The organism is Micromonospora sp. S-DT3-3-22 (genome assembly GCF_015354745.1).
Classification (GTDB): Bacteria; Actinomycetota; Actinomycetes; order Mycobacteriales; family Micromonosporaceae; genus Micromonospora; species Micromonospora wenchangensis.
The window spans coordinates 1-26,151 of record NZ_JACGMO010000024.1; the positions used below are offsets into that span (position 1 = coordinate 1).

The following is a 26,151-nucleotide window of genomic DNA, read 5'->3' on the forward strand; positions in this document are numbered from 1 at the left end:
GGCCGGCCCCGCCGACCGCCTCGTCGGCGGCGACGGCGGCCACGGCGAACGGGCGCAGCGCCGCCGGGGCGGTGAGGTCGAGCCCGTCGACCTGGGCGGCACCGGAGCGCGCCAGGTCACGCGCGCGGGCCAGCCCGGGATCGGCCAGGGCGGCGGAGAAGAGTCCGGTGAGCATCAGTGATCACTTCCAGAGGAGTCGACGCGCACGACTGCTGCCCCTCGTCCGGCCGGACGGGGGGTGCACGTCGACCAGCCTATCCCCGCCCGCCCCGACGTGACCGGGCCCCGCTGCAAGATCATCACAATGTCGCGGATGTGGCGGCATCCCCGCTCGCAGACACCACTACATCCATGACATTGCGACGCCCCACCCGGGAGGTGTTCAGGCGGCGCGGGTCAGGCGCGGGTCGAGCTGGTTGATCAGGTGGTGGGACAGGCGGGCCAGGCGGCGGAACTGGGCGAGGCCGATCGGCCAGCGGTCGACCTCCTCGCCGGCCGAGCACTCCAACAGCAGCCCGGACGGCGGGGTCGGGCCGATATCCATGCGCCACAGGCCGAGCCGGACCTGGATCACCTCGTCGCCGTGTACGGCCGCGTCGAGGAGTCGGGACAGGTGCAGATCGTTCGGGCCGGCGCAGTCCGGACCACGCAGGCACCACGGCGGATGGCCAGAGCTCGACGGTCGGACGGGACTCACCAGGTGCGGGGGATTCGGTAGGTTGCCCATGGGCCAGGGTCCTTTCCTGGTCAAGGCCCGGGGAGCGGAGTGCCACCTCCACCCCGGGCCGCCCTGTTGGTGATGCTCAACCGGTTGCGAGCCAGGTCAGCGAGGTCAGCTTATAGCCGGACGTCGACATTGTCGACACTGTCGACGTTATAGACGCTGTCAACTTGTGGTGATCTACTTGGCCCTGCGAGCCAGGGAGACACCATGAACACACCCAAATATGAGCAGGTGGCATCAGCCATCCGCGATCAGATCCGCGCCGGAAAACTGATACCGGGTGATCAGCTACCCACGACCAAGGGCCTCATCGAGACGTACGGCGTCTCCTACGGCTCGGTCCGGACCGCCTTGCTCATCCTCAAGGCCGAAGGGCTGATCGAGGGAAGACAGGGCGAGGGCGTCTACGTCCGGGACCCGGCCGCTCAGTAGCGGACCATGATGCGGCGTTCGACCGCGTCGACCACGATCTCCCCGCCGTACGGGACGATCAACTGCGGGTCGGTGTGGCCGAGGTCGACGTCGAAGACCACCACCGCGTCCGGGTGGTAGTCCGCGAGCGCCCGGGTGATCGCGCCACGCTGGGCGGCGGCCCAGGCCAGCCGTTCCGGCACCGGCAGCTGCCGTTCGAAGTCCCACGCCTTGGGCCGGCCGACGACGATCGCCGGGAAGGCGGCGAGCAGCCCCCGCTCACCCATGTTCCGGACGATCCGGAACACCTCCTGCGCGTCGGGCAGCTCGTTGGAGGTCTCGATGACGAGCACCGACCCGGCCAGCTCGGCGGCCGACGGCACCCGGTCGGCGGCCATCAGCCAGTGCAGGATCTCCAGGCAGCCGCCCCAGGTGCGGCCCTCGACGACCGTCGACGGGCCCCGCCAGCGCCAGCCCTCACCGGGGAGCATCGGCGGTTCGACCGCGAGCGTGGCCGGGTTCCGCCAGTCGCCCGGTTCGTCACCCCACTGCGGCGCGGGGGTCAGCTCGTACCAGTCGGAGGTGAACAGGGCGGCACGCAGCGAGTCGAGGGTCAGCGGGTGCGGCGCGCCGGGCCGGCCGAGGTGCACCAGTACCGAGCCGCCGTGGTAGGCCACCATCCCCAGCCGGTGCAGGTGGTTGAGGACGTTGGTGTTGTCCGAGTAGCCGAAGTAGGGCTTCGGGTTGGCCCGCAGCACCGCGTCGTCCAGGTGCGGGGTGACGGTGATCAGGTCGTCCCCGCCGACGGTGGCGAGCACGGCGGTCACCGTAGGGTCGGCGAAGGCGGCGGTCAGGTCGCGTGCCCGGTCCCGGGGGTCGGCCCGGATCTGCCGGGTGGTCGGGTACTCCACCGGCTCCAGGTGGAGCTCCTCGCGCAGCCGGCGCAGGCCCAGCTCGTACACGTGGGGGAAGAGACCGGGCAGGCCGGCGGAGGGGGAGACCACGGCGACCCGGTCGCCCGGCTTCGGCTTGGCGGGGTACGCGGGAGGGGCCATGATCGGAACCTACCGCCCACTCCCACCGGTTTTCACCCGACAAAACTCCACAGATCATGCATTAACGGCCATAGGCTGAGCCGGTGGACGAGGAGCCGCGGACCCGGGACTGGCTGCCCCGCACGGCGGCGCTGCTGGTCGGCACGCTGGCGCTGGCCACCGCGTTCATCGCGGCCTACGTCGGCGCGCTGCACCAGCCGCACCCCCGGGACGTGCCGGTCGGCGTGGTGACCGGCGACCAACGCGCCGAGTCGCTGCTGACCGCCGTACGGGCCCGCACCGACACCATCGAACCCGTCCGGTACGCCGACCCCGGCGCGGCCGACGACGCCCTCACCGCCCGCCAGGTGTACGCCGTGCTCACCTCCGCCCCCGACGGCACGCTCACCCTCGCCACCGCCAGCGCCTCCGCGCCGGCCGCCACCGAACTGGTCACCGGGGTCCTCACCCCGGCCGCCCAGCAGGCCGGGGTGCCGCTCACCGTCACCGACCAGGTGCCCGTCTCCCCCGACGACCCGCGCGGCCTGGTGCCGTTCTACCTGGCCGTCGGGCTGGTGCTCGGCGGCTACCTCGCCTCGACCGCGCTCGGCGTCTCGCTCGGCACCGCCCCGCGCGGGCTGCGCCGGGCCGGACTGCGGATCGGCTCGCTGGCCGTCCACGCGCTGCTGCTCGGGATCATCGGCGCGGTGCTGGTCGGCCCGGTGCTCGACGTCTGGGACCACGACCTGGTCGCCGTGGCGGCGGTCGGCATGCTCACCGTCTTCACCGCCGCGATGGTCGCCGCCGCCGTACAGGGCTGGCTGGGGCTGCTCGGCACCGGACTGGTGATCCTGCTGCTGGTGGTGCTCGGCAACCCCGGCTCGGGCGGCATCTACGCCCCGGAGTTCCTGCCCGCCGCGCTGCGCGGCATGCATCGCTGGAACGTCCCCGGTCTCGCCACCGACCTACTCAAATCGGCCGTCTACTTCGACTGGCGCTCGGCCCGCTGGCCGCTTGCCGGGCTGCTGACCTGGGTCGCCCTCGGGGTGCTCGGCCTGCTCACCGCCGCCCTGTTCCGGGGACGCCGGGCCGGGGCCGGACGTGGCGCGCGGTGATCGTGGGGAAGGTGACACACCGAACCCCTTCCTCCCGGACCGGGCCACGCAGATACCATCCAGGGAGTCGGACAGCGCTGTCCTTCGTACTCACGTAAGGAGCGCACGGTGACCGACCAGCATGATCACGACGGGCCCGACGCCGCCCTGCGGGCCGACATCCGTCGGCTCGGCACCCTGCTCGGCCAGACCCTGGCCCGGCAGGAGGGTCGGCCCCTGCTCGACCTGGTCGAGGAGATCCGCGCCCAGGTCCGCTCCGACGCGCCGGCCGCCGCGCAGCGCCTCGGCGGGCTGGACGTGACCACCGGCACCAAGCTGGCCCGCGCCTTCTCCACCTACTTCCACCTGGCCAACATCACCGAGCAGGTGCACCGGGCCCGGGACCTGCGCCGCCGCCGGGCGATCCAGGGCGGCTGGCTGGACCAGGCGGCCAAGATGATCGCCGAGCGCGGGGTGCCGGCCGAGGAGATCGCCGCCGCCGCCCGCCGCCTCGCGGTACGCCCCGTCTTCACCGCCCACCCCACCGAGGCGGCCCGCCGGTCGATCCTGTCCAAGCTGCGCGCCATCGCCGACGAACTGGACGCCGAGACGGCCAACGCCATCCTCTACGGCGCCAGCGACGAGGGCCCGGCCAACCGCCGCCTCGCCGAACTGCTCGACCTGATGTGGCAGACCGACGAGCTGCGCCTCGACCGGCCCGACCCGACCGACGAGGCCCGCAACGCCATCTACTACCTGCGCGACCTGTACGCCGAGGCCGCCCCGCAGGTGCTCGACGACCTGGCCGACACGCTGCGCACCCTCGGCGTGGAGACCTCGCCGACGTCGCGCCCGCTGACCTTCGGCACCTGGATCGGCGGCGACCGGGACGGCAACCCGTTCGTCACCCCCGTGGTCACCCGGGAGGTGCTGCGCATCCAGCACGAGCACGGCATCACCGCCACCGAAGCGGCGATGGAACACCTGGTCAACGAGGTCTCCGTCTCCCGCCGGTTGCGCGCCGTGTCGCTGGACCTGTCGGCCAGCCTCGCCGCCGACCTGGACGCGCTGCCCGAGGTGGCCCCCCGGTTCCGCCGGGTCAACGCCGAGGAGCCCTACCGGCTCAAGGCCCGCTGCGTGAAGGCGAAGCTGGCCAACACCCGGGAGCGGCTGCGCGCCGGCACCCCGCACGTGCCGGGCCGGGACTACCAGGGCTCCGGCGAGCTGATCGCCGACCTGGAGCTGCTACGCGCCTCGCTGGCCCGCAACTCCGGGCAGCTCACCGCCGTCGGCCGGCTCGCCTCGACCATCCGTACCGTCTCCGCGTTCGGCCTGCACCTGGCCACCATGGACGTGCGGGAGCACGCCGAGAAGCACCACGAGGTGCTCACCCAGCTCTACGCGGCGGTCGGCGAGGTGTCGGACTACCCGTCGCTGACCCGGTTGGAGCGCACCAAGCTGCTCGCCGACGAGCTGACCGGCCGCCGGCCGCTGTCCGCCCTGGACACCCCGCTGACCGAGGGGGCGCGCAAGACGTTCGACGTGTTCGGGACCATCCGGGAGGCGCAGGACCGGTTCGGCGGCGAGGTCATCGAGTCGTACATCATCTCGATGACCCTCGGCGTGGACGACGTGCTCGCGGCGGTGGTGCTGGCCCGGGAGGCCGGCCTGGTCGACGTGCACACCGGGCGGGCCCGGATCGGCTTCGTCCCGCTGCTGGAGACCCCGGCCGAGCTGAACGCCGGCGGCGAGATGCTCAACGAACTGCTCTCCCTGCCGGCCTACCGGGCGCTGGTCGCGGCCCGGGGCGACGTGCAGGAGGTGATGCTGGGCTACTCCGACTCCAACAAGGAGGCCGGCATCACCACCAGCCAGTGGTCCATCCACCGGGCCCAGCGGGCGCTGCGGGACGTGGCCGCCCAGCACGGCGTACACCTGCGGTTGTTCCACGGCCGGGGCGGCACCGTCGGGCGCGGCGGCGGCCCCACCCACGAGGCGATCCTGGCCCAGCCGTACGGCACCCTGGACGGCGCGATCAAGGTGACCGAGCAGGGTGAGGTCATCTCCGACAAGTACACCCTGCCGGCGCTGGCCCGGGAGAACCTGGAGCTGACCGTGGCCGCGGTGCTCCAGGCGACGCTGCTGCACACCGCCCCCCGGCAGCCCGCCGAGCAGTTGGAACGCTGGGACGCGGCGATGGACGTGGTCTCCGAGTCGGCCTTCCGGTCGTACCGGGGCCTGGTGGAGGACCCGGACCTGCCGGCGTACTTCTGGGCGTCCACGCCCACCGAGCTGCTCGGCGCGCTGAACATCGGCTCCCGGCCGGCGAAGCGGCCGAACACCGGGGCCGGCCTGGGCGGCCTGCGGGCCATCCCGTGGGTGTTCGGCTGGACGCAGACCCGGCAGATCGTGCCCGGCTGGTTCGGGGTCGGCTCCGGCCTCGCCGCCGCCCGCGCGGCCGGCCTGGAGGACGTGCTGGCCGAGATGCACCGCAACTGGCACTTCTTCCGCACGTTCCTGTCGAACGTGGAGATGATGCTGACCAAGACCGACCTCAGCATCGCCCGCCGGTACGTGGAGACGCTGGTCCCCGAGGAACTGCACCCGATCTTCGACAAGATCGAGCAGGAGTACGAGCTGACCAAGCAGGAGGTGCTGGCGGTCACCTCGTCGCCGGCCCTGCTGGAGAACTCGCCGGTGCTCCAGCGCACCCTGGCGGTGCGCGACACCTACCTGGAGCCGCTGCACCACCTCCAGGTGGCGCTGCTGCGGCAGTACCGGGACTCCGGCGCCGCCGGCCGGGCGGTGGTCACCGCGCCGGGCGGCCGACGCGCCCCCAGCGACGGTACGGCGCTGGAACGCGCCCTGCTCACCACGGTCAACGGCATCGCCGCCGGGATGCGCAACACCGGCTGACGGACGCCCGCCCCTGCCGCCGCCACAGGCGGTGGCAGGGGCCGTTGCGGCGGGCCTTCGTGGCAGGGGCCTTCGTGGCGGTACCGGCCGGGACGGCGGCCGCGCCTGCGGGGCGGGCCGCCCACCGACCGACGGCGTCGGCTCAGAAGTCGCCGCCCCCGAAGTCCCCACCACCGAAGTCGCCCCCGCCGAACCCACCGCCACCGAAGTCACCGCCGCCGAAGTCACCGGCGGTGCCGAAGTCGCCGCCGGCATCCCCGGCGGTGCCGAAGTCGCCGCCGAAGTCCGCACCGTCGCCGAAGCCCTCCTGGTAGCCGGCGTCGTACCCCGGGTCGGCGAAGGCCGGCGAGAAGAGCGCGTCGGCGATCAGCATCCCGCCCACCACCCCGACGCCCGCCCCCAACGCGGTCTTCCACCACGGCGTCGAGTACCAGCCGGCCGGCACCGGCCGGCCCTGGTAACGCCCGCCCGGGTAGTAGTACGGGGTGTCCCGGCCGGGCTGCGGGCCGGCCCTGAACGTCTGCCCCTGCACGTCCACCTGGCGCTCCCGGGTGATCTCCCCGGCCCCCTGCGCGGCGGCCAGCGGGGGCAGCTCCGGGCCCGGGTCCAGGCCGAGCGCCACCCGGGCCGCCCGTGCGTAGGCGAGCCCCTCCAACGCGGTCTCCCGGGCCAGCCGGAACTGGTGCACCGTACGGGCCTGCTCCAACTGGCTGCCCGCCGCGTTGTACCGCTCACCCGCGTCGACCAGCGCCTGGCGTACCGCCGGGTCGTCGCCGTGCAGGTTCATCACCTGGCCGCCGAGGCGTTCGTACCAGCGTTGGGCGTCGGCGCGTACGTCGGCGAGGCTGCGCGCCTCCCGGGCCGCCTTCTCCCGCCGCCACCAGACGAAACCACCGGCCAGCATGGCGACCAGGATGAGCACGAGCAGAAATTCCATTCTCCGAACGTACCCGGGGGCGTCGAGTCGTACCTGTTTGGCAAGCTCTGGTGATGGACTTCTCGACGCTGGCCGTGGTGGTGGTCTGCCTCGCCGCCGGCGGGGCGGTCGGCTGGTACGCCGCCCGCTCCCGGTCGGCCACCGAGATCGCCCGGCTGGAGGCCACCCTCGCCGCCACCCGGGAGGGCGAGGGCCGGCTCGAACAGTCGATGCGGGCGCTGAGCTACGAGGCCACCGCCCAGTCCCAGGAGGCGGTGGCCCGCGCGGTGGCCCCGCTGCACGACACCCTGCGCCGCTACGAGCAACGGGTCGGCGAGCTGGAACGCGACCGCGTCGACGCCTACGCCGAGCTGCGCGAACAGGTCCGTTCGATGGGGGCCGTCTCCGGTGAGCTGCGCACCGAGACCAAGCAGCTGGTCGCCGCGCTGCGCGCCCCGCAGGTGCGCGGACGCTGGGGCGAGCACCAGCTCCGCCGGATCGTCGAGGCGGCCGGCATGCTGGAGCACTGCGACTTCAGTGAGCAGGTCACCGCCGCCACCGACCACCAGGGGGTCCGCCCCGACCTGGTGGTCCGGCTGCACGGCGGGCGGACGGTGGTGGTGGACGCCAAGGCGCCGTTCGACGCCTACCTGACGGCGATGGAGGCACGCGACGAACGCGGCCGGGACACCCACCTCGACCGGCACGCGAAGCACCTGCGCGGGCACGTCGACGCGCTGGCCGCGAAGACCTACTGGGCCGCGTTCGACGACAGCCCGGAGTTCGTGGTGCTGTTCGTGCCGGCCGACCCGTTCCTGGACGTGGCGTTGCAGCGTGACCCGACGCTGCTGGAGCACGCGTTCGCCCGCAACGTGGTGCTGGCCACCCCGGCGACCCTGGTCGCGCTGCTGCGGACGGTGGCGTACTCGTGGCGGCAGGAGGCGTTGGCCCGCAACGCGGTGGCGGTGCACGCGCTCGCCCGCGAGCTGTACGGCCGACTGTCCACCCTGGGCGACCACGTCGGCAAGCTCGGCAGCTCGCTCGGCGGCGCGGTGACGGCGTACAACCGGGCGGTCGGGTCGCTGGAGGCCCGGGTCCTGGTCAGCGCGCGCAAGCTGGCCGAGCTGGGCGTCTCCGACCAGGAGCTGACCGTCCCGGCCCAGGTGGAGCTGGCCCCCCGACAACCCCAGGCCCCCGAACTCCTCCCCACCGACGACCGCCCCTGACGCGGGCCGCCCCGGGCGGGCGCACTGTCGCCGGTGTAGCGGTATCGGAGCGACCGGATACCACCCTTCCGGTGACATCGCGGCGTCCGGACGGGCGTGGGCGGGCGGGTCAGGAGCGGCGGGCGGATTCCACCAGGAACGGGACGCCCTGCTGGCAGGTGCTCATCAGGTCGGGTTGGGCCCGGCCGGTGACGGTGACCCGGGCTCCCTTCACGAGCACGTCGGTGGGGCCGCCGACCAACTGGTGACCGTCGAGCAGCAGGCACCCCGGCTCGACCCCCGCCTCGACGGTGCCGGTCAGCTCCGTCGCGCCCGGACCGGGCGGCAGCCGCGGGCCGCCGGGTGGCGGCTTCACCCCGCCGGGCGGCACCGACCCGGCCGGTGGTGCGGACGGGGCCACCGATGCCGGCGGCACGGTGTCCGACGGGGTGACGGTGTCCGACGGGGTGGCCGTGGGGGTCGGGGAACCGGTCGGCGTGGCCGGCGGGCCGGTGACGTCGGCACCGTCACCACAGCCGGCGAGCGCCACACCGGCGGCCAGCAGCACGACGACCGCCATCCGAGGAGTTCTCATACCCACTGGGACGCGCCCCACCCGTGATCCGTTCCGTCCGTCGGGAACCCGCCGCCGACGGACACCGGTGCCGGCAGGCCACCGACGGACACGCCGACGCCGGCCCCGGTCGGCGCACCGCCCCGTGCCGGGTCAGCGCGACGAGGACGATCCCCGCCCGCCCCGGTCCAGGTCAGCCGCGGGCGGCGGCCTTCATGTCGCGCTTGAGTTCCTGCGGCAGCGAGAAGGTCAGCCGCTCGTTGGCGGTGACCACCTCGTCGACGTCGGTGAAGCCCCGCGCGGCCAGGTGGGCCAGCACCTCGTGGACCAGTTCGTCGGGCACGCTCGCGCCGGAGGTCAGCCCCACCGTCCGGGCGTCGGCCAGCCAGGCGTCGTCGATCTCGTGGGCGAAGTCGACCAGGTGCCCGGCGCGGGCCCCGGCGTCCACGGCCACCTCGACCAGGCGTACCGAGTTGGACGAGTTGCGCGAGCCGACCACGATCACCACGTCGCAGTCGGGGGCGATCTCCTTGACCACGTGCTGCCGGTTGGAGGTGGCGTAGCAGATGTCGTCGCTGGGCGGCGACTGGAGCAGCGGCAGCCGGGTCTTGAGCCGGGCCACCGTCTCCAGCGTCTCGTCCACCGACAGCGTGGTCTGGGAGAGCCAGACGACCTTGTTCGGGTCGCGCACGGTGATCCGGTCGACGTCGTCGGGGCCGTCGACGAGCTGGATGTGGGCGGGGGCCTCCCCGGCGGTGCCGATGACCTCCTCGTGCCCCTCGTGACCGATCAGCAGGATGTCGTAGTCCTCGGCGGCGAACCGCTTGGCCTCCTGGTGCACCTTGGTCACCAGCGGGCAGGTCGCGTCGATCGCCCGCAGCGACCGGGCCCTGGCCTGCTCGTACACCTCGGGGGCGACGCCGTGCGCGGAGAAGATGACGGTGGCGCCCTCGGGCACCTCCTCGTTCTCCTCCACGAAGATCGCGCCCCGCGCCTCCAGGGTCTGCACCACGTGCTTGTTGTGCACGATCTGCTTGCGGACGTAGATCGGCGCGCCGTAGAGCTTCAGCGCCTCCTCGACGGTCTGCACCGCCCGGTCCACCCCGGCGCAGTAGCCGCGGGGCTTGGCCAGGAGCACGCGCTTGCCGGTCTTGGGGGTCGCCTCAGCCTCGGTCACCCGCCCATCGTACGTGCCGGCATCTCCACCGGCAGGAGCTGCGACCCGTACCACAGCGGGGGTACGCCGGGACGCGCGGCACGGGCGGTCGGGGCTGCCCCGGGTCGTCGGAGGTGGACCGTAGGGTGGGCGGGTGACCGACGCCCCCCGCAGCACCCCCGAGGAACCCTGGCCGGTCCGGGTGGTCAGCCAGAAGGTCGGCGCCTGGATCGCCAAGCTCGGCTGGGTCTGGGTCGACGGGCAGGTGGCGCAGATCAGCCGCCGCCCCGGGGCGGGCACGGTCTTCCTCACCCTGCGCGACCCGTCGGCCGACCTCAGCCTCACCGTCACCACCAACCGGGACGTCCTCGACTCGGGCGCGCCGGAGCTGCGCGAGGGTGCCCGGGTGGTGCTGCACGCCAAGCCGGAGTTCTATGCCGCGCGGGGCACGCTGAGCCTGCGCGCCGACGAGATCCGCCAGGTGGGGCTGGGTGAGTTGCTGGCCCGGCTGGAGAAGCTCAAGAAGCTGCTCGCCGCCGAGGGGCTGTTCGACCGGGCCCGCAAGCGCCGGCCGCCGTTCCTGCCGCAGCGGATCGGTCTGATCACCGGTCGGGCGTCCGCCGCCGAGCGGGACGTGCTGACCAATGCCCGGCGGCGCTGGCCGGCGGTGGAGTTCCGCACGGTCAACGTGGCCGTGCAGGGGCCGGGCGCGGTGTCGCAGATCGTCGACGCGCTGCGGGTCCTCGACGCCGACGAGAGCATCGACGTGATCATCCTGGCCCGGGGCGGCGGCGGCATCGAGGATCTGCTGCCCTTCTCCGACGAGGCGCTGTGCCGGGCGGTCTTCGCCTGCCGTACCCCGGTGGTGAGCGCGATCGGCCACGAGACGGACGCCCCGCTGGTCGACTACGTGGCCGACGTCCGCGCCTCCACCCCGACGGACGCCGCCAAGCGGGTCGTGCCCGACCTGGCCGACGAGGTGCGGCTGATCGGCCAGGCCCGTTCCCGGCTGGAGCGGGCGGTCCGCAACCTGGTCGACCGGGAGTCGCACCGGCTGACCCTGCTGCGGTCCCGGCCTGTGCTGGCCCGGCCGCAGGTGATGGTCGAGCAGCGGGCGGCCGAGGTGTCCGCGTTGCGGGACCGGGCCGGCCGCAGCCTCGACCACCGGCTCGACGCGGCCACCGCCGACCTGCGGCACACCCTGGCCCGGCTGCGGGCGCTCTCCCCCGCCGCCACCCTCGACCGGGGCTACGCCATCGTGCAGCGGGCCGACGGGCACGTGGTCCGGGCGGCCGGCGAGGTGGCCGGCGGCGACCCGCTGCGGATACGCCTCGCCGAGGGCGAGCTGACCGCGACCGTCGAGCGATGAGGAGGACGAGATGAGCGATCGGAAACCCGACGAGCAGCTCAGCTACGAGCAGGCCCGGGCCGAGCTGGCCCAGGTGGTGGAGCGGTTGGAGGCCGGCGGCACGTCGCTGGAGGAGTCGCTGGCGCTGTGGGAGCGCGGCGAGCGGCTCGCCGCCGCCTGCCAACGCTCCCTCGACGGTGCCCGCGCCCGGATCGACGCCGCCCGACCGGCCGCCGAGGCCTGACCCGGGGTCAGCTGACCAGGCGGATGCGGACCCGGCGGTTCTGCTTGCCCTTGCTCTCCACCTTGACCACCTGGATCCGCCCGACCTGCCCGATGGACGCGACGTGGGTGCCGCCGTCGGCCTGCACGTCGAGACCCTCGATGTCGACGATCCGGACCTCCTGCTCGTCCGGCGGGATGAGGTTGGTCTGGGTGCGGACGATGTCGGGGATGGCCAGCGCCTCGTCGCGGGGCAGCACCCGCACGGAGACCCGCCGGTCGGTGGCGAGTTCCTTGTTGACCGCCTCTTCGAGCAGGCCCTTGAAGCCCTCGGGGGGCTGCGGCAGGTTGAAGTCCATCCGGGCCTCGCCCGGCTCCATGTTGCCGCCCGTCACCAGCGCGCCGAAGTCGCGGAACACCACGCCGCAGAGCACGTGCAGCCCGGAGTGGGTGCGCATCAGGGTGAACCGACGCTCGTCCTCGATCGCGCCCTGGACCTCGGCGCCGACCGGCGGCACCGGGTCGCCCTCGGCGGGGATCAGATAGAGGTCGTCACCCTTGTGGGTGCCGACGATCCGGGTCTGCACCCCCTGCCACAGCAGCACGCCGTGGTCCGGCGGCTGGCCGCCGCCACCGGGGTAGAAGGCGGAGCGGTCCAGCACGATGCCACGTTCGGGATCGACGTGCACCACTCGGCTGGTCCACTCGCGCAGGGACGGGTCGGCGAGGTCGAGACGCTCGGTGCGTCCGTGGTGGGAGATGCCCATGGGGGCGCAGCGTACTACCGATCGTCGCGCACGGTGAGACTAGCCACGCCCGGCCTCGGCCCAGTAGCCGGCCAGCCGCTTGACCACCTCGACCAGCTCCGCCTCGTCGAGGGTGAAGGGCAGGCGGACGTGGTCCAGGTAGGAGCGTGCCCCCACGGCGAAGTGCGAACCGAGCATCAACTGCATGCCGTGGTGCTGGGCGACGTGGTTGAGCTGTTGCAGCGGCCGGGGGGTGGCGCACCAGACGCTGAGCCCGCCGTGGGGTGACTCGTGCCGCCACTGCGGCAGGTGTTCGGCGAGGGCGGCGAGCAGGGCGTCGCGGCGGCCGAGCAGTTCCCGCTGCCGTTCGAGGCGGATCTGCGGCAGGTCGTCGAGGAGTTCGACGGCGAGCAGTTGGGTGGGCAGCGGGCAGCCCAGGTCGTACATGGCCCGCAGGTGCACGATCCGTTGCAGCTCGCGGCGGGGGCCGATCAGCCAGCCGATCCGCAGCCCCGGCCAGCAGACCTTGCTGAGGCTGCCGACCGTGTAGATCTGCGCGCCGGGGGCGTACGCGCCGATCGGCGGCGGCGGGAGCGGGCCGTCGATCCGGGTGTCGGCGAGGGTGAGGTCCTCCACCAGCGGCACCCCGTACCGGCGGGCGATGGAGGCCAGCGCCGCGCGCCGACGCTCGGTCATCGTCCACCCGGTCGGGTTGTGGTATGTCGGGATGACGTAGATGAAGGAGGGTTCGTACCGGCGGACGGCCGCCTCGACCGCCTGCGGGTCGGCGCCCTCCCGCTCGATCGGCACGACGACCAGCCGCAACCCGGCGGTCCGCAGCGATGCCAGCACCGTCGGGCAGGTCAGCTCCTCGACCAGCACGGTGTCGCCCCGCCGGGTCAGCACCCCCGCCAGCAGGGACAGCGCCTGGGTCGCGCCGTTGGTGACGATCACCTCCTCGGCGGCGGTCACCCGGCCGTCGGCGGTCAGCTTGCCGGCGATCCGGTCCCGCAGCGCGGGGTAGCCGGCCGGTTCGTACACCCGGCCGGGCAGCGCGGCGGCGGCCAGGGCGGGCAGCCGGGCCATCGCCGTCATCAGCCACGGGCCGGGCGGGGGCGACGGGACGGTCAGGTCGACGGTACGCACCCGGTCGCGGACGACGTCGGCGATGAAGCCGCTCGCCGCCGCGCCGTAGTCGGCGGGAGGCGCGACGGCGGGTTGGGCATGCGCCACCCGGGTCCCGCTGCCCTGGAGGCTGACCAGCCAGCCCTCGTCCTTGAGCAGGCTGTACGCCTGGGCGATGGTCGTCCGGCTGACGGCCAGCGCCACGGCGAGCCGGCGTTCCGGGGGCAGTTCACTGCCCGGGGGCAGCGATCCGAGCCGGATCAGCAGCCGCAGCTGCTCGGCCAGCCCGCGGTAGAGCCGGGTCTGGTCGTCCTTCCACGCACCGAGCTGAGCGGCCAACTCTTCCGCGTTCATGCTCTCCCCCCAATGGACTGAGGATTGGCTATTTCCCTCAGCCACTGACTTGAGCAATATTCCATCGTCACGTTAGCGGGGGGCTGTGACTACGATCTGGCACCGCACCTGCCCGCTCTGCGGCCAGGTCCGCTTCCGAGGCGTGACGCCGCACCGAGTGTCACCTCACTCGAGCCGCCGAAGGAGACGGTTCCAAGCAGAACGGGGAGCGGGAGCCGCATGGAGTCGTCGTTGCACGCAGCCGCGGGCTCGAACGGCACGGGGCAGCGCGTACCGGCCCCCCGCGCCGCGTCCGGACCGGCCACTCCCCCGGGCGGCACACCGCCGCCGGCCGACCCCGCGTCGACCGATGCCCTCGGGCCGCTGCTGCGCCAGGAGGTCGTCCGCCTCGTCGAGGCCGAGGCGTCCCCGGCGGTGACCCAGGCGCTGCTGACCCCGCAACGGCTGCGCGCCATCTGCGAACTCGCCACGGAGGACCTGCTCGCGCTGGCCCGCCGGGACCCGGCCGCCGGCGGATCGTGGCAGTACGTCTGGGACAGTTACGTCGCCTACCGGGCGACCCTCGCCTACCGGGTGGCGCACGCCGTCCACCGGGCCGGGGACACCCCGCTGGGCGGGGACGTCCGGCTCGCCGTGGCCCGCCGGGTCTCCGAGGCCGCGAAGGTCCGTACCGGCGTGGAGATCCACCCGGCCGCCGGCATCGGGCGACGACTGATCATCGACCACGGGCTCGGCACGGTGATCGGCGAGACCACCGAGATCGGCGACGACGCGTACATCCTCCAGGGGGTCGTGCTCGGCGCGCGGGGCATCGCCGACAACCCCAGCGGCCGGCGGCACCCCCGGCTCGGCGACCGGGTCGAGGTCGGCGCGTTCGCCCGCATCCTCGGCGCGGTGACGGTCGGCGACGACGTGCTGATCGGCCCCGGGATCATCGTCACCACCGACGTGCCGAGCCACCGCCGGGTCCGGCTGCTCAACCAGTACCAGGGCACCTCCGGCGAGTGCAACGTCCGGGTCTTCGGCGTCGTGCCGGTCTGCGAGGGTGTGGTCGAGGTGCACGGCACCGGCCTCGCCTCGATCGAGGTCGACCTGGTGACCAGCACCGGCCAGCACCGTCCGGTGGTGGTCCTGGAGCGCGACGACCGGCGGGTCCGGTGCGCGGTGAACCGCCCCGGCACCGACGAGCGGCTCCGGATCATCGACACCTGCGGGAACGAGACGGTCCTCTACAACCTCCAGCAACTCTGGCGGGCGCTCGACGAGTTCGGCTTCGCGTGACCAGGAGATGACATGACGAACCACACCGGCGCCCGCGCCGGCCGCTGGCAGCTCGGGCTGCTCTACCTGCTGGTGTGCCTGATCTGGGGCACCACCTGGTACGGCATGAAGATGAGTGTGGAGACGCTGCCGCCGATCACCGCGGCCGGGTTGCGCTTCCTGGTGGCCTTCCCGTTCCTGCTCGCCGTCTGCCTCGCCGCGCCGGGGGTGTCGCTGCTGCCGCCGCCGGGCCGGCGCTGGGTGGTGCCGTTCATCGCGGTGGTCTACATCGCCGTCCCGTACGCGCTGATCAACTACGGCGAGCAGCACATCAGCTCCGGCCTGGCGGCGTTGATCTTCTCGTCGGTCGTGGTCTTCCTGCTGCTCTTCTCGGTGCTGATCTCGCGGATCTCGGTGAGCTGGACGCAGTGGGCCGGCGTCGTGGTCGGGCTCGGCTGCCTGGTCGGCATCGTCCAGCTGACCGCCGGGATCAGCGCCCGGGGCGTGCTCGCCCCGGCCGCCGTGCTGCTCGCCGCGGTCATGCACGCCCTGACGTACGCGGTGATGGCCCGCTACGGCGGCACGGTGCACGTGCTCACCCAGGAGACCCTGCCGATCGGGCTCGGCGCGGTGGGGCTGGTGGTGCTCGGGGCGTTCGTCGAGCGGCCCGACCTGGGCGCGATCTCCGGCCGATCGCTGACCGGCGTGCTCTACCTCGGCCTGGTCGGCTCGGTGATCGGCTTCGCCGCCTACTTCTACCTGCTCCAGCACGTCGACGCGGTCCTGGTGTCGTACGTCTTCGTGCTCTTCCCGGTGGTGGCGCTGTTCGGGTCGGCGCTGCTGGAGAACGCCACGCTGCCGGCCCTGGCGGTGGTCCTCGCGGTGGTGATGCTGGCCGCGTTCGGGCTGACCAAGAAGGCCACCGGGGGCGGGTCGGCGGCGACGCCCGCGCCGGTGACCCCGGACGACGGGGCGACGCTCGACGGGTCCACCCTCGACACGATCTACGAGCACGCCCGGGTCGCCTACCCCGGCGAGGCGTGCGGTTTCGTGCACGCCAGCGGGCGGGTGCACGCGGCCCGCAACACGGCCGACGAGATGCACCGCCAGGACCCGGTCCGGTTCCCGCGCACCGCCACCACCGGCTACGTGCTGGCCCCGGCCGATCTGATGTACCTGGAGGACAACCTCGACGTGGACGATCCGGTGGTGGTGCTCTACCACTCGCACCCCAACGGGCGGGCCTACTTCAGCGACGAGGACCGGCGCAACGCCCTGGTCGACGGGGTGCCGCTCTATCCGACGCTGGAGCAGTTGGTGGTCGGCATCGACGACACCGGAGTCCGGGAGGCCCGGTTGTTCCGGTGCGTCGACGGCGAGTACACCGAGCTGCGTTTCCTGCCCGGCCCGGACCGGCGTACGGCGGAGGTAGGCTGAGATGGGCATCCGTGACTCGATCCTGGACACCGTGGGGGGCACCCCGCTGGTGCGGCTCAGCCGGCTCACCGCCGACCTGCCCGGGGAGATCCTGCTCAAGCTGGAGCTGAACAATCCGGGCGGCAGCCACAAGATGCGCATCGCGTTGAACATGATCCGGGCGGCGGAGCGGGAGGGCCTGCTCAAGCCGGGCTCCGGGCAGACCATCCTGGAGCCGACCGGCGGTAACACCGGGATGGGGATCGCGATCGCCGCCGCCGTGCTCGGCTACCGGGTGGTGCTGGTCATCCCGGACAACTACAGCGAGTCGAAGCGTCGCCTGCTGGCCAGTTTCGGGGTGGAGGTCCGGCTCTCGGACAGCACCCGGGGCAACAACTCGCACGGTGAGCTGGCCACCGAGATCCAGTTCGAGCACCCCGAGTACGTGATGCTCAACCAGGCGGCCAACCCGGCCAACCCGGAGATCCACCGGCTGACCACCGTCCGCGAGATCATCGCGGACCTGGACGGCACCCGGGTGGACTGCTACGTGGCCGGCATCGGCACCGGCGGTCACCTGACCGGCATCGGCGAGGTGCTCCGGCAGCACCAGGGCGGGCTGCGCATCCTCGGCGTGCAGCCGGAGGGGTGCGACATGTTCGCCGACGTGTTCGTCCCGCACCGCATCCAGGGGCTGTCCATCGGCATGATCCCGCCGGTGCTCAACACCGGGATCATCGACGAGATGGTCACGGTGAGCGAGGCGGACGCGATCGACGGGATGCGCCGGCTGATGGAGTCCGAGGGCATCGGCGCGGGGCCGTCGACCGGCGCGAACATCGCCGCGTGCCGCCGGCTGCTGGCCGCCTCGGACGAGCCGCTGACCCTGCTGACGGTGGCCTACGACCGGGTCAACGACTACCTGGAACTGCTCTGAGCCGGGGCTGACCGCAGCGCGCGGCGCGGGGCGGACACGACGACGGCGGGGCGGCCCCGGGGCCGCCCCGCCGTCGGTGCGCCGGCTCAGCTGAACAGGTTGTAGAACTCCTGCGGTGCCTCGACCACCTGGTCGGCGGCGGGCTTCTGGGCGGCGGTGGCGCTGCCGTAGTCCGAGTAGGTGATCTTGATGTCCTGCGCGGCGCTCTGGCCGGCGGCCGGGATCTGGAGCACCAGCTCGCTGAGCCGGCCCTGCGGGTCGAGCTTCGCGGTGAACGGCACCGACTGCGCCTGCGCGCCCAGGGCGCTGATCAGCGTCTGGTCGACGGAACCGGCCTCGGCGGCCTTCGACACGTCCAGGGTGCCGGCGTAGCTGCCCTCGCCGGTCTGCCGGACCTCGGTGATGCCCTGGGTCAGCACGGCGCTGCCGGCCGGGTCGAGCTTCTCGAAGTCGAACCCGAGCGACTTGTTGCCCTTGATCCGGGTCTGGTCGAGGTGCTGGTACTTGCCGAGGTTGAGCTTCTGCGCACCCGGGATGCTGCTGGCGGACTTGCCGCCCAGGTCGAGCTTGACCCAGCTGTCCGGCTTGGCGTGGATCAGATCCAGGTTCATCATCAGGTCCGACGACGCGTCACCGATGCTCAGCTTCATCTGGGCGCTCTGGCTGGGCTGGTGCACCTGCCCCTCGGCGGTCGACCCCACCCCGCTCATGGTGAACCGGAAGTTGCCGTTGCGGATCTCGTTGGTGGAGTTCAGCAGGGCCTGCTTGGCCTCGGAGGTGCCGGGCGAGGCGCTGCCCGGGGCGACGCTGCCGGAGACCGACGGGGACGCGGAGGTCCCCGCCTCGCCGGTGCCGGAGTTGTTGCAGGCGGCCAGGCCGGGGGTGAGCAGCGCTGCGGCGAAGACCGCCGTACTGAAACGTCGAATGGTCACGTCAGGTTCTCCAGTCGGGTCGTCCGACCCCCGGCGGGCACCGGGGGCGTGCCGTCGCGGGCGTGACACTTCCCGCGCGGCGCACGGTCCCCGCCCGGTCGGGCCGGCCCGGGGTCGTGTCCCTTCTGTTCCCGGACGTCGCCTTCCGCAATCCCCCCGGCACGGGTCACCGTGCCGCCGCCGGTCAGCGCAGCGCGCCGGCCAGCTCACGCAGCTCGTTGTCGCGGGCGTCCCCCACCACGATCACCGTACGGTCCGGTTCGAGGAGCACCAGGGCCTGCTCGTTGCCCCGCCCGGTGTACCGCTGCCAGTTCGCCCCGCCCAGGTCGGCCGGCCCCTGCGGCTGCCCCTCGGCGGTCAGCTCGGCGGGGATCAGCCGCTCCGGCGGCACGTTGCTCTGCACCAACTGGGCGCCCCGCCCCTCCGGGGTGAGATACCCCACCCGCAGGTTCGCACCGTCGTCGACGGTACGGAAGCTGGCGCTGACCGTACGCCAGCCGTCGCCGAGCCCGGACGGCTCGGCGACCGGGAAGACGTTCGCGGCGCGGGCCTGCTCGTAGGCGGGGGCGGCGTCGACCGTGGTGGGCTGCTCGCCGCCGAGGAAGCCCCGGTAGAAGGCGAGCAGCAGGGCGATCGGCACCAGCAGCACCAGCAGCGACAGGGCCATGTCCTTGGGCGAACGCTCGGAGCGGGGCCGCTCCGGGCGTCCGGGACGCGCCGTCGCGGCCCGGCCCGGCGACCCGTCCCCGGCGGCCGGCGCCGGCCCGGGGTCCCCGGCGACGAGCGCCGGCTCCGGGTCCCCGCCGGCCGTGGCACCCGCGCCGGGCGCGGACCCGGTGGGTGCGTCGTCGGCGGCCGGGGGCACCGGCGGCCGGCCGTCCGGCGGGGTCGGGTCGGCGGGTACGCGGTCGGCAGGCTGTGCGGCTTCCACCGGCCCATTCTCGCAGCCGCCCGGTGGGGCGATCCCGCCCACCATCGCCCCGCCCCGTCCCCGGACCTGGCATCGTGTGAGGATCAGCGACACAGCCGGCAGGGGGCGACCTGCGTCCCGCCGGCCCACCCCGCACCGTCGCGAGGAGGAAGCCGCCATGACGAACACCAGGACGCGGGTCCCGCAGGATCTCGACCGCAATCTCGCCCTCGACCTGGTCCGGGTCACCGAGGCCGCGGCGATGGCCGCCGGCCGGTGGGTCGGCCGGGGCGACAAGGAGGGTGGCGACGGGGCAGCAGTCGACGCCATGCGCAAGCTGATCAACTCGATCCAGATGCGTGGCATCGTGGTGATCGGCGAGGGCGAGAAGGACAACGCGCCGATGCTGTTCAACGGCGAGCAGGTGGGCGACGGCACCGGTCCCGAGGTGGACGTGGCGGTGGACCCGGTCGACGGCACCACGCTGATGAGCAAGGGCATGCCCAACGCGCTCGCCGTGCTGGCCGTCTCGGAGCGGGGGGCGATGTTCGACCCGAGCGCCGTCTTCTACATGGAGAAGCTGGCCGTCGGCCCGGAGTACGCCGACGTGGTGGACATCGAGGCCGGCCCGGCGGAGAACATCCGGCGGATCGCCAAGGTCAAGGGCACCGAGGTGGCCGAGGTCACCGTCTGCGTGCTGGACCGCTCCCGGCACGACGACCTGGTCGGGCAGATCCGGCGCACCGGGGCGGGCATCCGGTTCATCTCCGACGGCGACATCGCCGGGTCGATCGCCGCCGCCCGGGGCGAGTCGGGCGTCGACGTGCTGATGGGCATCGGCGGCACCCCGGAGGGGATCATCTCGGCGTGCGCGCTCAAGTGCATGGGCGGGGCGATGCAGGCGAAGCTCTGGCCGCAGGACGCGCAGGAGCGGGAGAAGGCGCTCGCCGCCGGGCACGACCTGGACCGGGTGCTCGGCACCGACGACCTGGTCACCGGGGACAACTGCTTCTTCGTGGCGACCGGGGTGACCTCCGGTGACCTGCTGCGCGGGGTGCGGTACCAGGCCGGTGGGGCGTACACCCAGTCGATCGTGATGCGGTCCAAGAGCGGCACGATCCGGGTGATCGACTCGTACCACCGGCTGGAGAAGCTGGCCCTCTACTCGGCGGTGGACTTCGACGGCAGGCCCCTGGCAGAGCAGGAGTGACCGTTTCCGGCACCGCCGCCCCTCCCGTCCTGCCCGCCGCCCGTCGGATCGCCGGCATCGGGTTGGCCACCGCCGCCGGCGTCGGCGTGGCCGTCCAGTCCCGGATCAACGGCGAGCTGGGCGTACGCCTGGCCGACGGCATCGCCGCCGCGGTGGTTTCCTTCGGCCTGGGGTTGCTGGTGCTGCTGGTGCTGGTCCCGGCCCTGCCCGGGGGGCGGCGTGGGCTGGCCGACCTGCGTGGGGCGCTGCGGTCCGGGGCGCTGCGCCCCTGGCAGTTGCTGGGCGGGGTGTGCGGGGCGTTCCTGGTCGCCACCCAGGGCCTCACCATCGGGGCGCTCGGCGTGGCGGTGTTCACCGTGGCGGTGGTGGCCGGGCAGTCGGCCAGCAGCCTGGCGGTGGACCGGGCGGGGATCGGGCCGGGCGGGCGGCAGCCGGTGACCGTCTCCCGGCTGGCCGGTGCGGTGCTGACCGTGCTGGCCGTGCTGCTGGCGGTCGGTGACCGGCTCGGCGACCCGGGCACCCTGGCGCTGGCCCTGCTGCCGTTGCTGGCCGGGTTGGGGCTGGCCTGGCAGCAGGCGGTCAACGGGCTGGTCCGGGCGGCTTCGGACAGTGCGCTCACCGCCACTCTGGTCAACTTCGCCGTCGGTACGGTGGCCCTGCTGATCACCTTCGGTGTGGACCTGGCGGTCCGGGGTGCTCCCAATGGCGCGCTGCCGACCGAGCCGTGGCTCTATCTGGGTGGCCCGATCGGCATCGTCTTCATCACGGTCGCGGCGGCGATCGTCCGGTTCACCGGGGTCCTGCTGCTGGGGCTGGCCACCATCGCCGGCCAGGTCGTGGGGGCCGTCGTGCTGGACGTGGTGCTGCCGACGTCGGCGTCGCACCCGGGCCCGGCCACCCTGGCCGGTGCGACGCTCACCCTGGTCGCGGTGCTGGTGGCGGCGCTGGGCCCGGCACCGCGCCGCTGACCCGCCCCGACCCGACCATGCGGGCGGGCGGACCGGCGGCGGTCAGTGGGCCGCGCCCGCCGGGGTGGGCGTCCCGAGGGCGTCGGTGAGGGTGCGGACGGCGGCGGTCAGCGCCTCGTCCAGCGGGGTCGGGGTGATGCCGAGGACGGTGGTGGCCCGGGTCGAGTCCATCACGAACGGCCGGGCGAACTGGTGCGCGGTCTCCCGCAGCTCGCGGGCGAACGGGTCGGTCAGGCCACCGAGCCAGAGCAGCGGGTAGGGCAGCCGGGTCAGCTTCGGCGGCGGGGCGTCGGCCAGTTCGGCCGCCCGGACGGCCACCTCGCGGACGCTGACGGGCGGGCCGCTCGGCACGTGCCAGGCGTGTCCCCAGGCCCGCTCGTCGGTCGCGGCGGCGACCAGGGTACGCACCACGTCCCCGACGTACGTCCAGGTGTGCGGGGCGTCCCAGTTCACCGGCAGGAGGACCCGCTGGCCGGCGAGCACCTTCGGCAGCACCAGCGGCAGTAGGGAGTTGCCCTCGGCGCCGAGGTAGTCCGAGCCGCGTACCTCGGTGGTCCGGGCCCGGCCGGCGCGGTGGGCGGCGAGCGCCTCGGTCCACATCCGGTTGCGGACCCGCCCCTTGGTGCCGGTGGCGGCGAGCGGGGTGTCCTCGGTCATCGGCGCGTCGACCGGGCCGTAGCCGTAGAGGCAGCCGACGGTGGCGAGCACCGCGCCGGTGCGCCCGGCGGTGGTGAGCAGCGCGCCGGCCAGCGGCGGCCAGTCGGTGGCCCACCGGTGGTAGGCGGGGTTGGCGCAGTTGTAGAGCGCGACCGCCCCGTCGGTGAGGGCGGTCAGCCGGTCGGTGTCGGCGGCGTCGGCGGCGATCCGTTCGATCGCCGGGTCGACGGGGCCGGTGCCCCGGCGGGTGACGAGCCGGACCTGCTCGCCCCGCTCGGCGAGGTGGTGGGCGGTGGCGGTGCCGACCGGGCCGGCACCGACGATCACGTGCAGCGACATGGGAGAACCTTTCGAAGCAGGAGACCGAATAGAGAGCACTGCTCTCGTCGAGCTGCGTCCAGCATCGCCGACCCGATCGACCAAGTCAAGAGCAGTGCTCTCTATTTTGATTGGCGCTCTGTTCCGTGGCAGAGTGCAGGCATGCCGGCTTCCTCGATCCGCGCCCGGGTCCGCGCCGAGATGATCGACGAGATCAAGGCGGTGGCCCGCCGCCACCTCGCCAGCGACGGCGCCGACCTCTCGCTGCGGGCGGTCGCCCGGGACATGGGGATGGTGTCGTCCGCGATCTACCGCTACTTCCCCAGCCGGGACGACCTGCTCACCGCGCTGATCATCGAGGCGTACCAGGCGCTCGGCGACGCGGTGGAGGCCGCCGACGCCGCCGTCGGCCGGGCCGACCTGCGCGGACGCTGGCACGCCGTCTGCCGGGCCGCCCGCACCTGGGCGCTGGCCCACCCCGCCGAGTACGCCCTGCTCTACGGCAGCCCGGTGCCCGGGTACGCCGCCCCCGTCGACACCGTGCTCCCCGCGCAGCGCCCACCGCTGACCCTGCTCGGCATCCTCCGCGACGGGGTGGCCGCCGGCCGGATCACCCCGCCCGACGACGACCTGCCCGAGCCGGTCCGGGCCGACCTGGCCGAGATCGCCGCCGGCCTCTTCCCCGGCCTGCCCGAAGCCCTGCTCGCCCGGGGCATGGCCGGCTGGACCCAGCTCTTCGGGCTGATCAGCTTCGACCTCTTCGGCCGCCTCGACCCGGTCGTCCCGCACCGGGACGCCTACTTCGACCACCAGACCGCCCTGATGGCCGACCTCGTCGGCCTGCCCTGACCCGGCCCGCCGGAACACCGCCCGGAGCGGCCCGCACCACGGTCGGGCCGGGTACGCCCGCCTTGTGGCACTGCCCCGGCGGCCGGCCACGAGCGGCGGATCGGCCGGCGCGACGCGCGGTGGGTCAGCCGGCGTCGGAGGAGTGGCCGGGGAAGAGGTGGGCCGCCGGGTCGATGGCGACGGCGGCGTTGTTGACGGCGGTCGCGGCCTCGCCGAAGCCGGTGGCGATCAGCCGTACCTTGCCCGGGTACTCGGTGATGTCACCGGCGGCGAAGACCCGGGGCAGGTTGGTCGCCATCGCGCTGTCCACCACGATGTGCCGGCGGTCCAGCCGCAACCCCCACTCGGCCAGCGGCCCCAGGTCGGCGGTGAAGCCGAGCGCCGCGACCACCGTGTCGACCGGCAGCGTCTCGGCCGCCCCGCCCCGGACGGTGATCTCGGCGGCGGTGACGGTGTCGTCGCCGTAAAGCCGGGTCACCTCGGCGTTGACCACGACCCGCACCGGCAGCGACAGCACCCGGGCGACGGTCGCGGCGTGCGCCCGGAACCGCTCCCGACGGTGCACCAGGGTCACCGAGCGGGCCAGCGGTTGCAGGGTGGCCGCCCAGTCGAACGCCGAGTCCCCGCCGCCCACGATCAGGACGTCCCGGTCGGCCAGCGCGGTCGGCTCCGGTACGAAGTAGACGATCCCGCCGCCGACGAAGCTGTCCGCGACCGGCAGCGGGCGCGGGGTGAAGCTGCCCAGCCCGCCGGTGACCAGCACCGCGCCGCAGCGCAACTGCTCGCCGCCGGCCAGGCCCAGCACCGGCCGGCCGTCGGTGTGGGCGAGCTTCTCGGCCCGGGTGCCCAGCAGGTATTCCGGGTGGTAGGGCGCGGCCTGGGCGAGCAGGTTGGCGACCAGGTCCCGGCCCTTGACGGCGGGGAAGCCGGCGACGTCGAGGATCAGCTTCTCCGGGTACATGGCGGTGATCTGCCCGCCCGGCTCGGGCAGCGCGTCGACGACCGCCACCGACAGCCCCCGGAAACCCGCGTAGTACGCGGCGAACAGCCCGGTCGGGCCGGCTCCGATCACGGCGACATCGACCTCGCGCATGGGCGTACCGTCGCTTTCCGCTGGCGATCAACGTGCGCCGCGCCGGTGGCGGGCGACGCGTGCTGCTGCCGACGGTAGGCCCGACGTGCGGCCCGGGCAAGCATGTCCCGCCCCCGCCACGCGGGCCGGGCGGGTCGCCCCGCTCAGGGCGTCAGGGTGGACTCCACCCGGTACTCCCGGTACGGGTCGTACGGGCGGCGACGCCGGAACAGGATCGCCGCGACCACCCCGCCGAGCAGCCCGAACAGGTGCCCCTGCCAGGAGATCCGCTCGTCGGTGGGGAGGATGCCGAGCAGTTGCCAGCCGTAGAGCAGGCCGACCAGCAGCACCACCCCGAAGTTCCACCAGCTCCGCTCGACGATGCCCCGGGTGAACAGCAGGCCCAGGTAGCCGAAGATGACCCCGCTCGCCCCGACGACCACCGAGTTGGGCGAGCCGGTGAACCAGACGCCGAGCCCGCTGACCAGGATGATGACCAGGGTGGACCAGAGGAACCGGCGGGTGCCGGCGGCCAGCACGAAGGTGCCCAGCAGGATCAGCGGGATGCTGTTGCTGTAGAGGTGGTCGAAGCCGTGGTGCAGGAACGGCGAGAAGAACACCCCGTCGAGCCCCTGGATGCGCTGCGGAATGATCCCGGCGGCCACGTCGAGCCCGAAGCCGAGCCCCTGGTCGAGGGCCTCGATGAGGAAGAGGAACGGCACCACCGCGCACATGGCGACGAAGGCCCGGCCGAGCGACGCGTAGAACGCCTCGGTGCCGAACCGGTCGGGGTCGCCGCCCGTCGGGTGCAGGGTCACCCCACCATGGCTATCAGCATTCTTCGCCGACCGCCACCCGGGTCCCGCGCCACCGGGGGGTACGACGACGGCGGGGCGGGTGGTCGCCCACCCGCCCCGCCGTTCCGGTCGTCGCTCAGTACCAGCCGGAACTCTGGCTCTTGGCCCAGGCGCCGCACGGGTTGTCGTACCGGCCCTCGATGTAGCCGAGGCCCCACTTGATCTGGGTGGCCGGGTTGGTCTTCCAGTCGCTGGCGACCGAGCTCATCTTGCTGCCCGGCACCGCCTGCGGGATGCCGTACGCGCCGGACGAGGAGTTGCTGGCCTTGGGGTTCCAGCCGCTCTCCTTGGTCCAGAGTCTGTCCAGGCAGGGCATCTGGTCGATCTTGAAGCCCTCCTTGAGGAGCATCGCGCAGCCGGTCTTGCGGTGCCCGCTGTACGAGTTGCACGAGGCGGGGATCGGGCCGGCGAAGGGCTTGATCTTCCCGTCCTCCTCCTTGGCCTTGGCCTCGGCCTCGCGCTCCTTCTTCCGCGACGCGGCGGCGGCCTCGGCGGCCTTGGCCCGCTGGGCGGCTTCCTTGGCCGCCGCGGCGGCCCGCAGCTTCGCCTGGTACTCGGCGGCCCGCTGCTTGGCGGACTCCCGCCGGTGGTCGGCCTGCCGGTCGCGCTGGTAGTCGTACTCGGCCTGGTCGACCTGGAGGCCGACCTGTGCGGTCAGGCCCTGTTGCTGGGTTTCCCGGTCTTCGCCCAGATAGAAGCCGCCGGCAACGCCCACGGAGAGCAGTGCGACGGCGGCCGTACGGGCACCGAACCGGCTCCACAGCCGACTCACGAAGTGTCCCTTCGTCGGGGGCAAGGACGCGGCGCGGACCGGCCCTCGACGGGCGCGGTCGTGCCGCGAGCGCCCCGACCTGAGCCGGTCGCTACCGACGCACCGACAGGGGGGTGACTACCCGTCCCCGGAAGGGGACGAACGGTCACCAACACCCCCGCCGGGACG

At 73.4% G+C, this 26,151-nt stretch carries 25 protein-coding genes; 12 read left to right on the forward strand and 13 right to left on the reverse strand.

Annotation, left to right across the window (positions count from 1 at the left end):
• Positions 1-382 precede the first annotated feature (382 nt).
• Positions 383-727, reverse strand: a complete 345-nt coding sequence (locus H1A17_RS09685) for a hypothetical protein (protein WP_194821684.1) — start codon at positions 725-727, stop codon at positions 383-385.
• A gap of 204 nt (positions 728-931) precedes the next feature.
• Here H1A17_RS09685 and H1A17_RS09690 point away from each other — a divergent pair, with 204 nt between their 5' ends.
• Positions 932-1,156 carry a FadR/GntR family transcriptional regulator gene (locus H1A17_RS09690; protein WP_145917936.1) on the forward strand — a complete coding sequence of 75 codons (225 nt, stop codon included), beginning with the start codon at positions 932-934 and terminating at the stop codon, positions 1,154-1,156.
• Here the strand turns inward: H1A17_RS09690 and H1A17_RS09695 are convergent.
• A complete protein-coding gene (locus H1A17_RS09695; RefSeq protein ID WP_145917935.1) occupies positions 1,150-2,190 on the reverse strand; it encodes a S66 peptidase family protein in 1,041 nt (346 codons plus the stop codon). The genes H1A17_RS09690 and H1A17_RS09695 overlap by 7 nt on opposite strands.
• An 83-nt stretch (positions 2,191-2,273) precedes the next feature.
• Here H1A17_RS09695 and H1A17_RS09700 point away from each other — a divergent pair, with 83 nt between their 5' ends.
• Positions 2,274-3,284 (forward strand): hypothetical protein, encoded by a 1,011-nt coding sequence (locus tag H1A17_RS09700; RefSeq protein WP_194821685.1) that lies wholly within the window; start codon positions 2,274-2,276, stop codon positions 3,282-3,284.
• Positions 3,285-3,392: 108 nt separating this feature from the next.
• Positions 3,393-6,179 (forward strand): phosphoenolpyruvate carboxylase, encoded by a 2,787-nt coding sequence (gene ppc, locus H1A17_RS09705; RefSeq protein ID WP_145917933.1) that lies wholly within the window; start codon positions 3,393-3,395, stop codon positions 6,177-6,179.
• A 142-nt stretch (positions 6,180-6,321) separates the two neighbouring features.
• Here ppc and H1A17_RS09710 read toward each other — a convergent pair whose 3' ends face one another.
• Positions 6,322-7,116: a hypothetical protein gene (locus H1A17_RS09710; RefSeq protein ID WP_145917932.1), complete on the reverse strand. Its 795-nt coding sequence runs from the start codon at positions 7,114-7,116 to the stop codon at positions 6,322-6,324.
• Positions 7,117-7,169: 53 nt separating this feature from the next.
• Here H1A17_RS09710 and H1A17_RS09715 point away from each other — a divergent pair, with 53 nt between their 5' ends.
• Entirely contained in the window at positions 7,170-8,321 is a 1,152-nt protein-coding gene (locus tag H1A17_RS09715; protein WP_145917931.1) for a DNA recombination protein RmuC, read from the forward strand.
• 109 nt (positions 8,322-8,430) lie between these two features.
• On the opposite strand, the gene H1A17_RS09720 is transcribed toward H1A17_RS09715, so the two are convergent.
• Positions 8,431-8,895: a hypothetical protein gene (locus H1A17_RS09720; RefSeq protein ID WP_145917930.1), complete on the reverse strand. Its 465-nt coding sequence runs from the start codon at positions 8,893-8,895 to the stop codon at positions 8,431-8,433.
• A 172-nt stretch (positions 8,896-9,067) separates the two neighbouring features.
• On the reverse strand, positions 9,068-10,051 hold the full coding sequence (locus H1A17_RS09725) for a 4-hydroxy-3-methylbut-2-enyl diphosphate reductase (protein WP_145917929.1): 984 nt from the start codon (positions 10,049-10,051) through the stop codon (positions 9,068-9,070).
• Between the two features lie 133 nt (positions 10,052-10,184).
• Here H1A17_RS09725 and xseA point away from each other — a divergent pair, with 133 nt between their 5' ends.
• Positions 10,185-11,399, forward strand: coding sequence for an exodeoxyribonuclease VII large subunit (xseA, locus tag H1A17_RS09730; protein ID WP_145917928.1), 1,215 nt, complete (start codon positions 10,185-10,187; stop codon positions 11,397-11,399).
• Positions 11,400-11,409: 10 nt separating this feature from the next.
• A complete protein-coding gene (locus H1A17_RS09735) occupies positions 11,410-11,622 on the forward strand; it encodes an exodeoxyribonuclease VII small subunit (protein WP_145917927.1) in 213 nt (70 codons plus the stop codon).
• A gap of 7 nt (positions 11,623-11,629) precedes the next feature.
• On the opposite strand, the gene H1A17_RS09740 is transcribed toward H1A17_RS09735, so the two are convergent.
• Both H1A17_RS09740 and H1A17_RS09745 read right to left on the reverse strand, forming a co-directional pair.
• Complete coding sequence (locus tag H1A17_RS09740) at positions 11,630-12,367, reverse strand: alanyl-tRNA editing protein (protein WP_145917926.1); 738 nt, start codon at positions 12,365-12,367, stop codon at positions 11,630-11,632.
• A gap of 39 nt (positions 12,368-12,406) precedes the next feature.
• A complete protein-coding gene (locus H1A17_RS09745; protein WP_145917925.1) occupies positions 12,407-13,825 on the reverse strand; it encodes a PLP-dependent aminotransferase family protein in 1,419 nt (472 codons plus the stop codon).
• A gap of 231 nt (positions 13,826-14,056) precedes the next feature.
• Here H1A17_RS09745 and H1A17_RS09750 point away from each other — a divergent pair, with 231 nt between their 5' ends.
• Genes H1A17_RS09750 through H1A17_RS09760 form a run of 3 tightly spaced genes read left to right on the forward strand, consistent with a single transcriptional unit; the run spans position 14,057 to position 17,438 of the window.
• Positions 14,057-15,106, forward strand: a complete 1,050-nt coding sequence (locus H1A17_RS09750; protein WP_145917924.1) for a serine O-acetyltransferase — start codon at positions 14,057-14,059, stop codon at positions 15,104-15,106.
• A 12-nt stretch (positions 15,107-15,118) separates the two neighbouring features.
• A complete protein-coding gene (locus tag H1A17_RS09755; RefSeq protein ID WP_145917923.1) occupies positions 15,119-16,522 on the forward strand; it encodes an EamA family transporter in 1,404 nt (467 codons plus the stop codon).
• 1 nt (position 16,523) lies between these two features.
• Positions 16,524-17,438, forward strand: coding sequence for a PLP-dependent cysteine synthase family protein (locus H1A17_RS09760; RefSeq protein WP_145917922.1), 915 nt, complete (start codon positions 16,524-16,526; stop codon positions 17,436-17,438).
• A gap of 86 nt (positions 17,439-17,524) precedes the next feature.
• Here H1A17_RS09760 and H1A17_RS09765 read toward each other — a convergent pair whose 3' ends face one another.
• Both H1A17_RS09765 and H1A17_RS09770 read right to left on the reverse strand, forming a co-directional pair.
• On the reverse strand, positions 17,525-18,370 hold the full coding sequence (locus H1A17_RS09765) for a hypothetical protein (protein ID WP_145917921.1): 846 nt from the start codon (positions 18,368-18,370) through the stop codon (positions 17,525-17,527).
• Positions 18,371-18,554: 184 nt separating this feature from the next.
• Positions 18,555-19,301 carry a DUF4245 domain-containing protein gene (locus H1A17_RS09770; protein ID WP_145917920.1) on the reverse strand — a complete coding sequence of 249 codons (747 nt, stop codon included), beginning with the start codon at positions 19,299-19,301 and terminating at the stop codon, positions 18,555-18,557.
• Positions 19,302-19,458: 157 nt separating this feature from the next.
• Between H1A17_RS09770 and glpX the strand changes: the two genes are divergently transcribed.
• Positions 19,459-20,490, forward strand: a complete 1,032-nt coding sequence (gene glpX / locus H1A17_RS09775; RefSeq protein WP_145917919.1) for a class II fructose-bisphosphatase — start codon at positions 19,459-19,461, stop codon at positions 20,488-20,490.
• Positions 20,487-21,458 (forward strand): DMT family transporter, encoded by a 972-nt coding sequence (locus H1A17_RS09780; RefSeq protein ID WP_194821686.1) that lies wholly within the window; start codon positions 20,487-20,489, stop codon positions 21,456-21,458. Before glpX ends, H1A17_RS09780 begins: the two co-directional genes overlap by 4 nt.
• A 42-nt stretch (positions 21,459-21,500) precedes the next feature.
• Here the strand turns inward: H1A17_RS09780 and H1A17_RS09785 are convergent, their stop codons facing one another.
• On the reverse strand, positions 21,501-22,454 hold the full coding sequence (locus tag H1A17_RS09785; protein ID WP_194821687.1) for an NAD-dependent epimerase/dehydratase family protein: 954 nt from the start codon (positions 22,452-22,454) through the stop codon (positions 21,501-21,503).
• Between the two features lie 141 nt (positions 22,455-22,595).
• Between H1A17_RS09785 and H1A17_RS09790 the strand changes: the two genes are divergently transcribed.
• Complete coding sequence (locus H1A17_RS09790) at positions 22,596-23,282, forward strand: TetR/AcrR family transcriptional regulator (RefSeq protein WP_145917916.1); 687 nt, start codon at positions 22,596-22,598, stop codon at positions 23,280-23,282.
• A gap of 124 nt (positions 23,283-23,406) precedes the next feature.
• Here the strand turns inward: H1A17_RS09790 and H1A17_RS09795 are convergent, their stop codons facing one another.
• The 3 genes from H1A17_RS09795 to H1A17_RS09805 form a co-directional block, all read right to left on the reverse strand.
• Complete coding sequence (locus H1A17_RS09795) at positions 23,407-24,375, reverse strand: NAD(P)/FAD-dependent oxidoreductase (protein WP_088643981.1); 969 nt, start codon at positions 24,373-24,375, stop codon at positions 23,407-23,409.
• A 143-nt stretch (positions 24,376-24,518) separates the two neighbouring features.
• Positions 24,519-25,172, reverse strand: coding sequence for a rhomboid family intramembrane serine protease (locus H1A17_RS09800; protein ID WP_145917915.1), 654 nt, complete (start codon positions 25,170-25,172; stop codon positions 24,519-24,521).
• A 115-nt stretch (positions 25,173-25,287) separates the two neighbouring features.
• The gene (locus H1A17_RS09805) at positions 25,288-25,983 is read right to left on the reverse strand and encodes a transglycosylase SLT domain-containing protein (protein ID WP_145917914.1); all 696 of its coding nucleotides are present in this window, start codon (positions 25,981-25,983) and stop codon (positions 25,288-25,290) included.
• Positions 25,984-26,151: the final 168 nt, after the last annotated feature.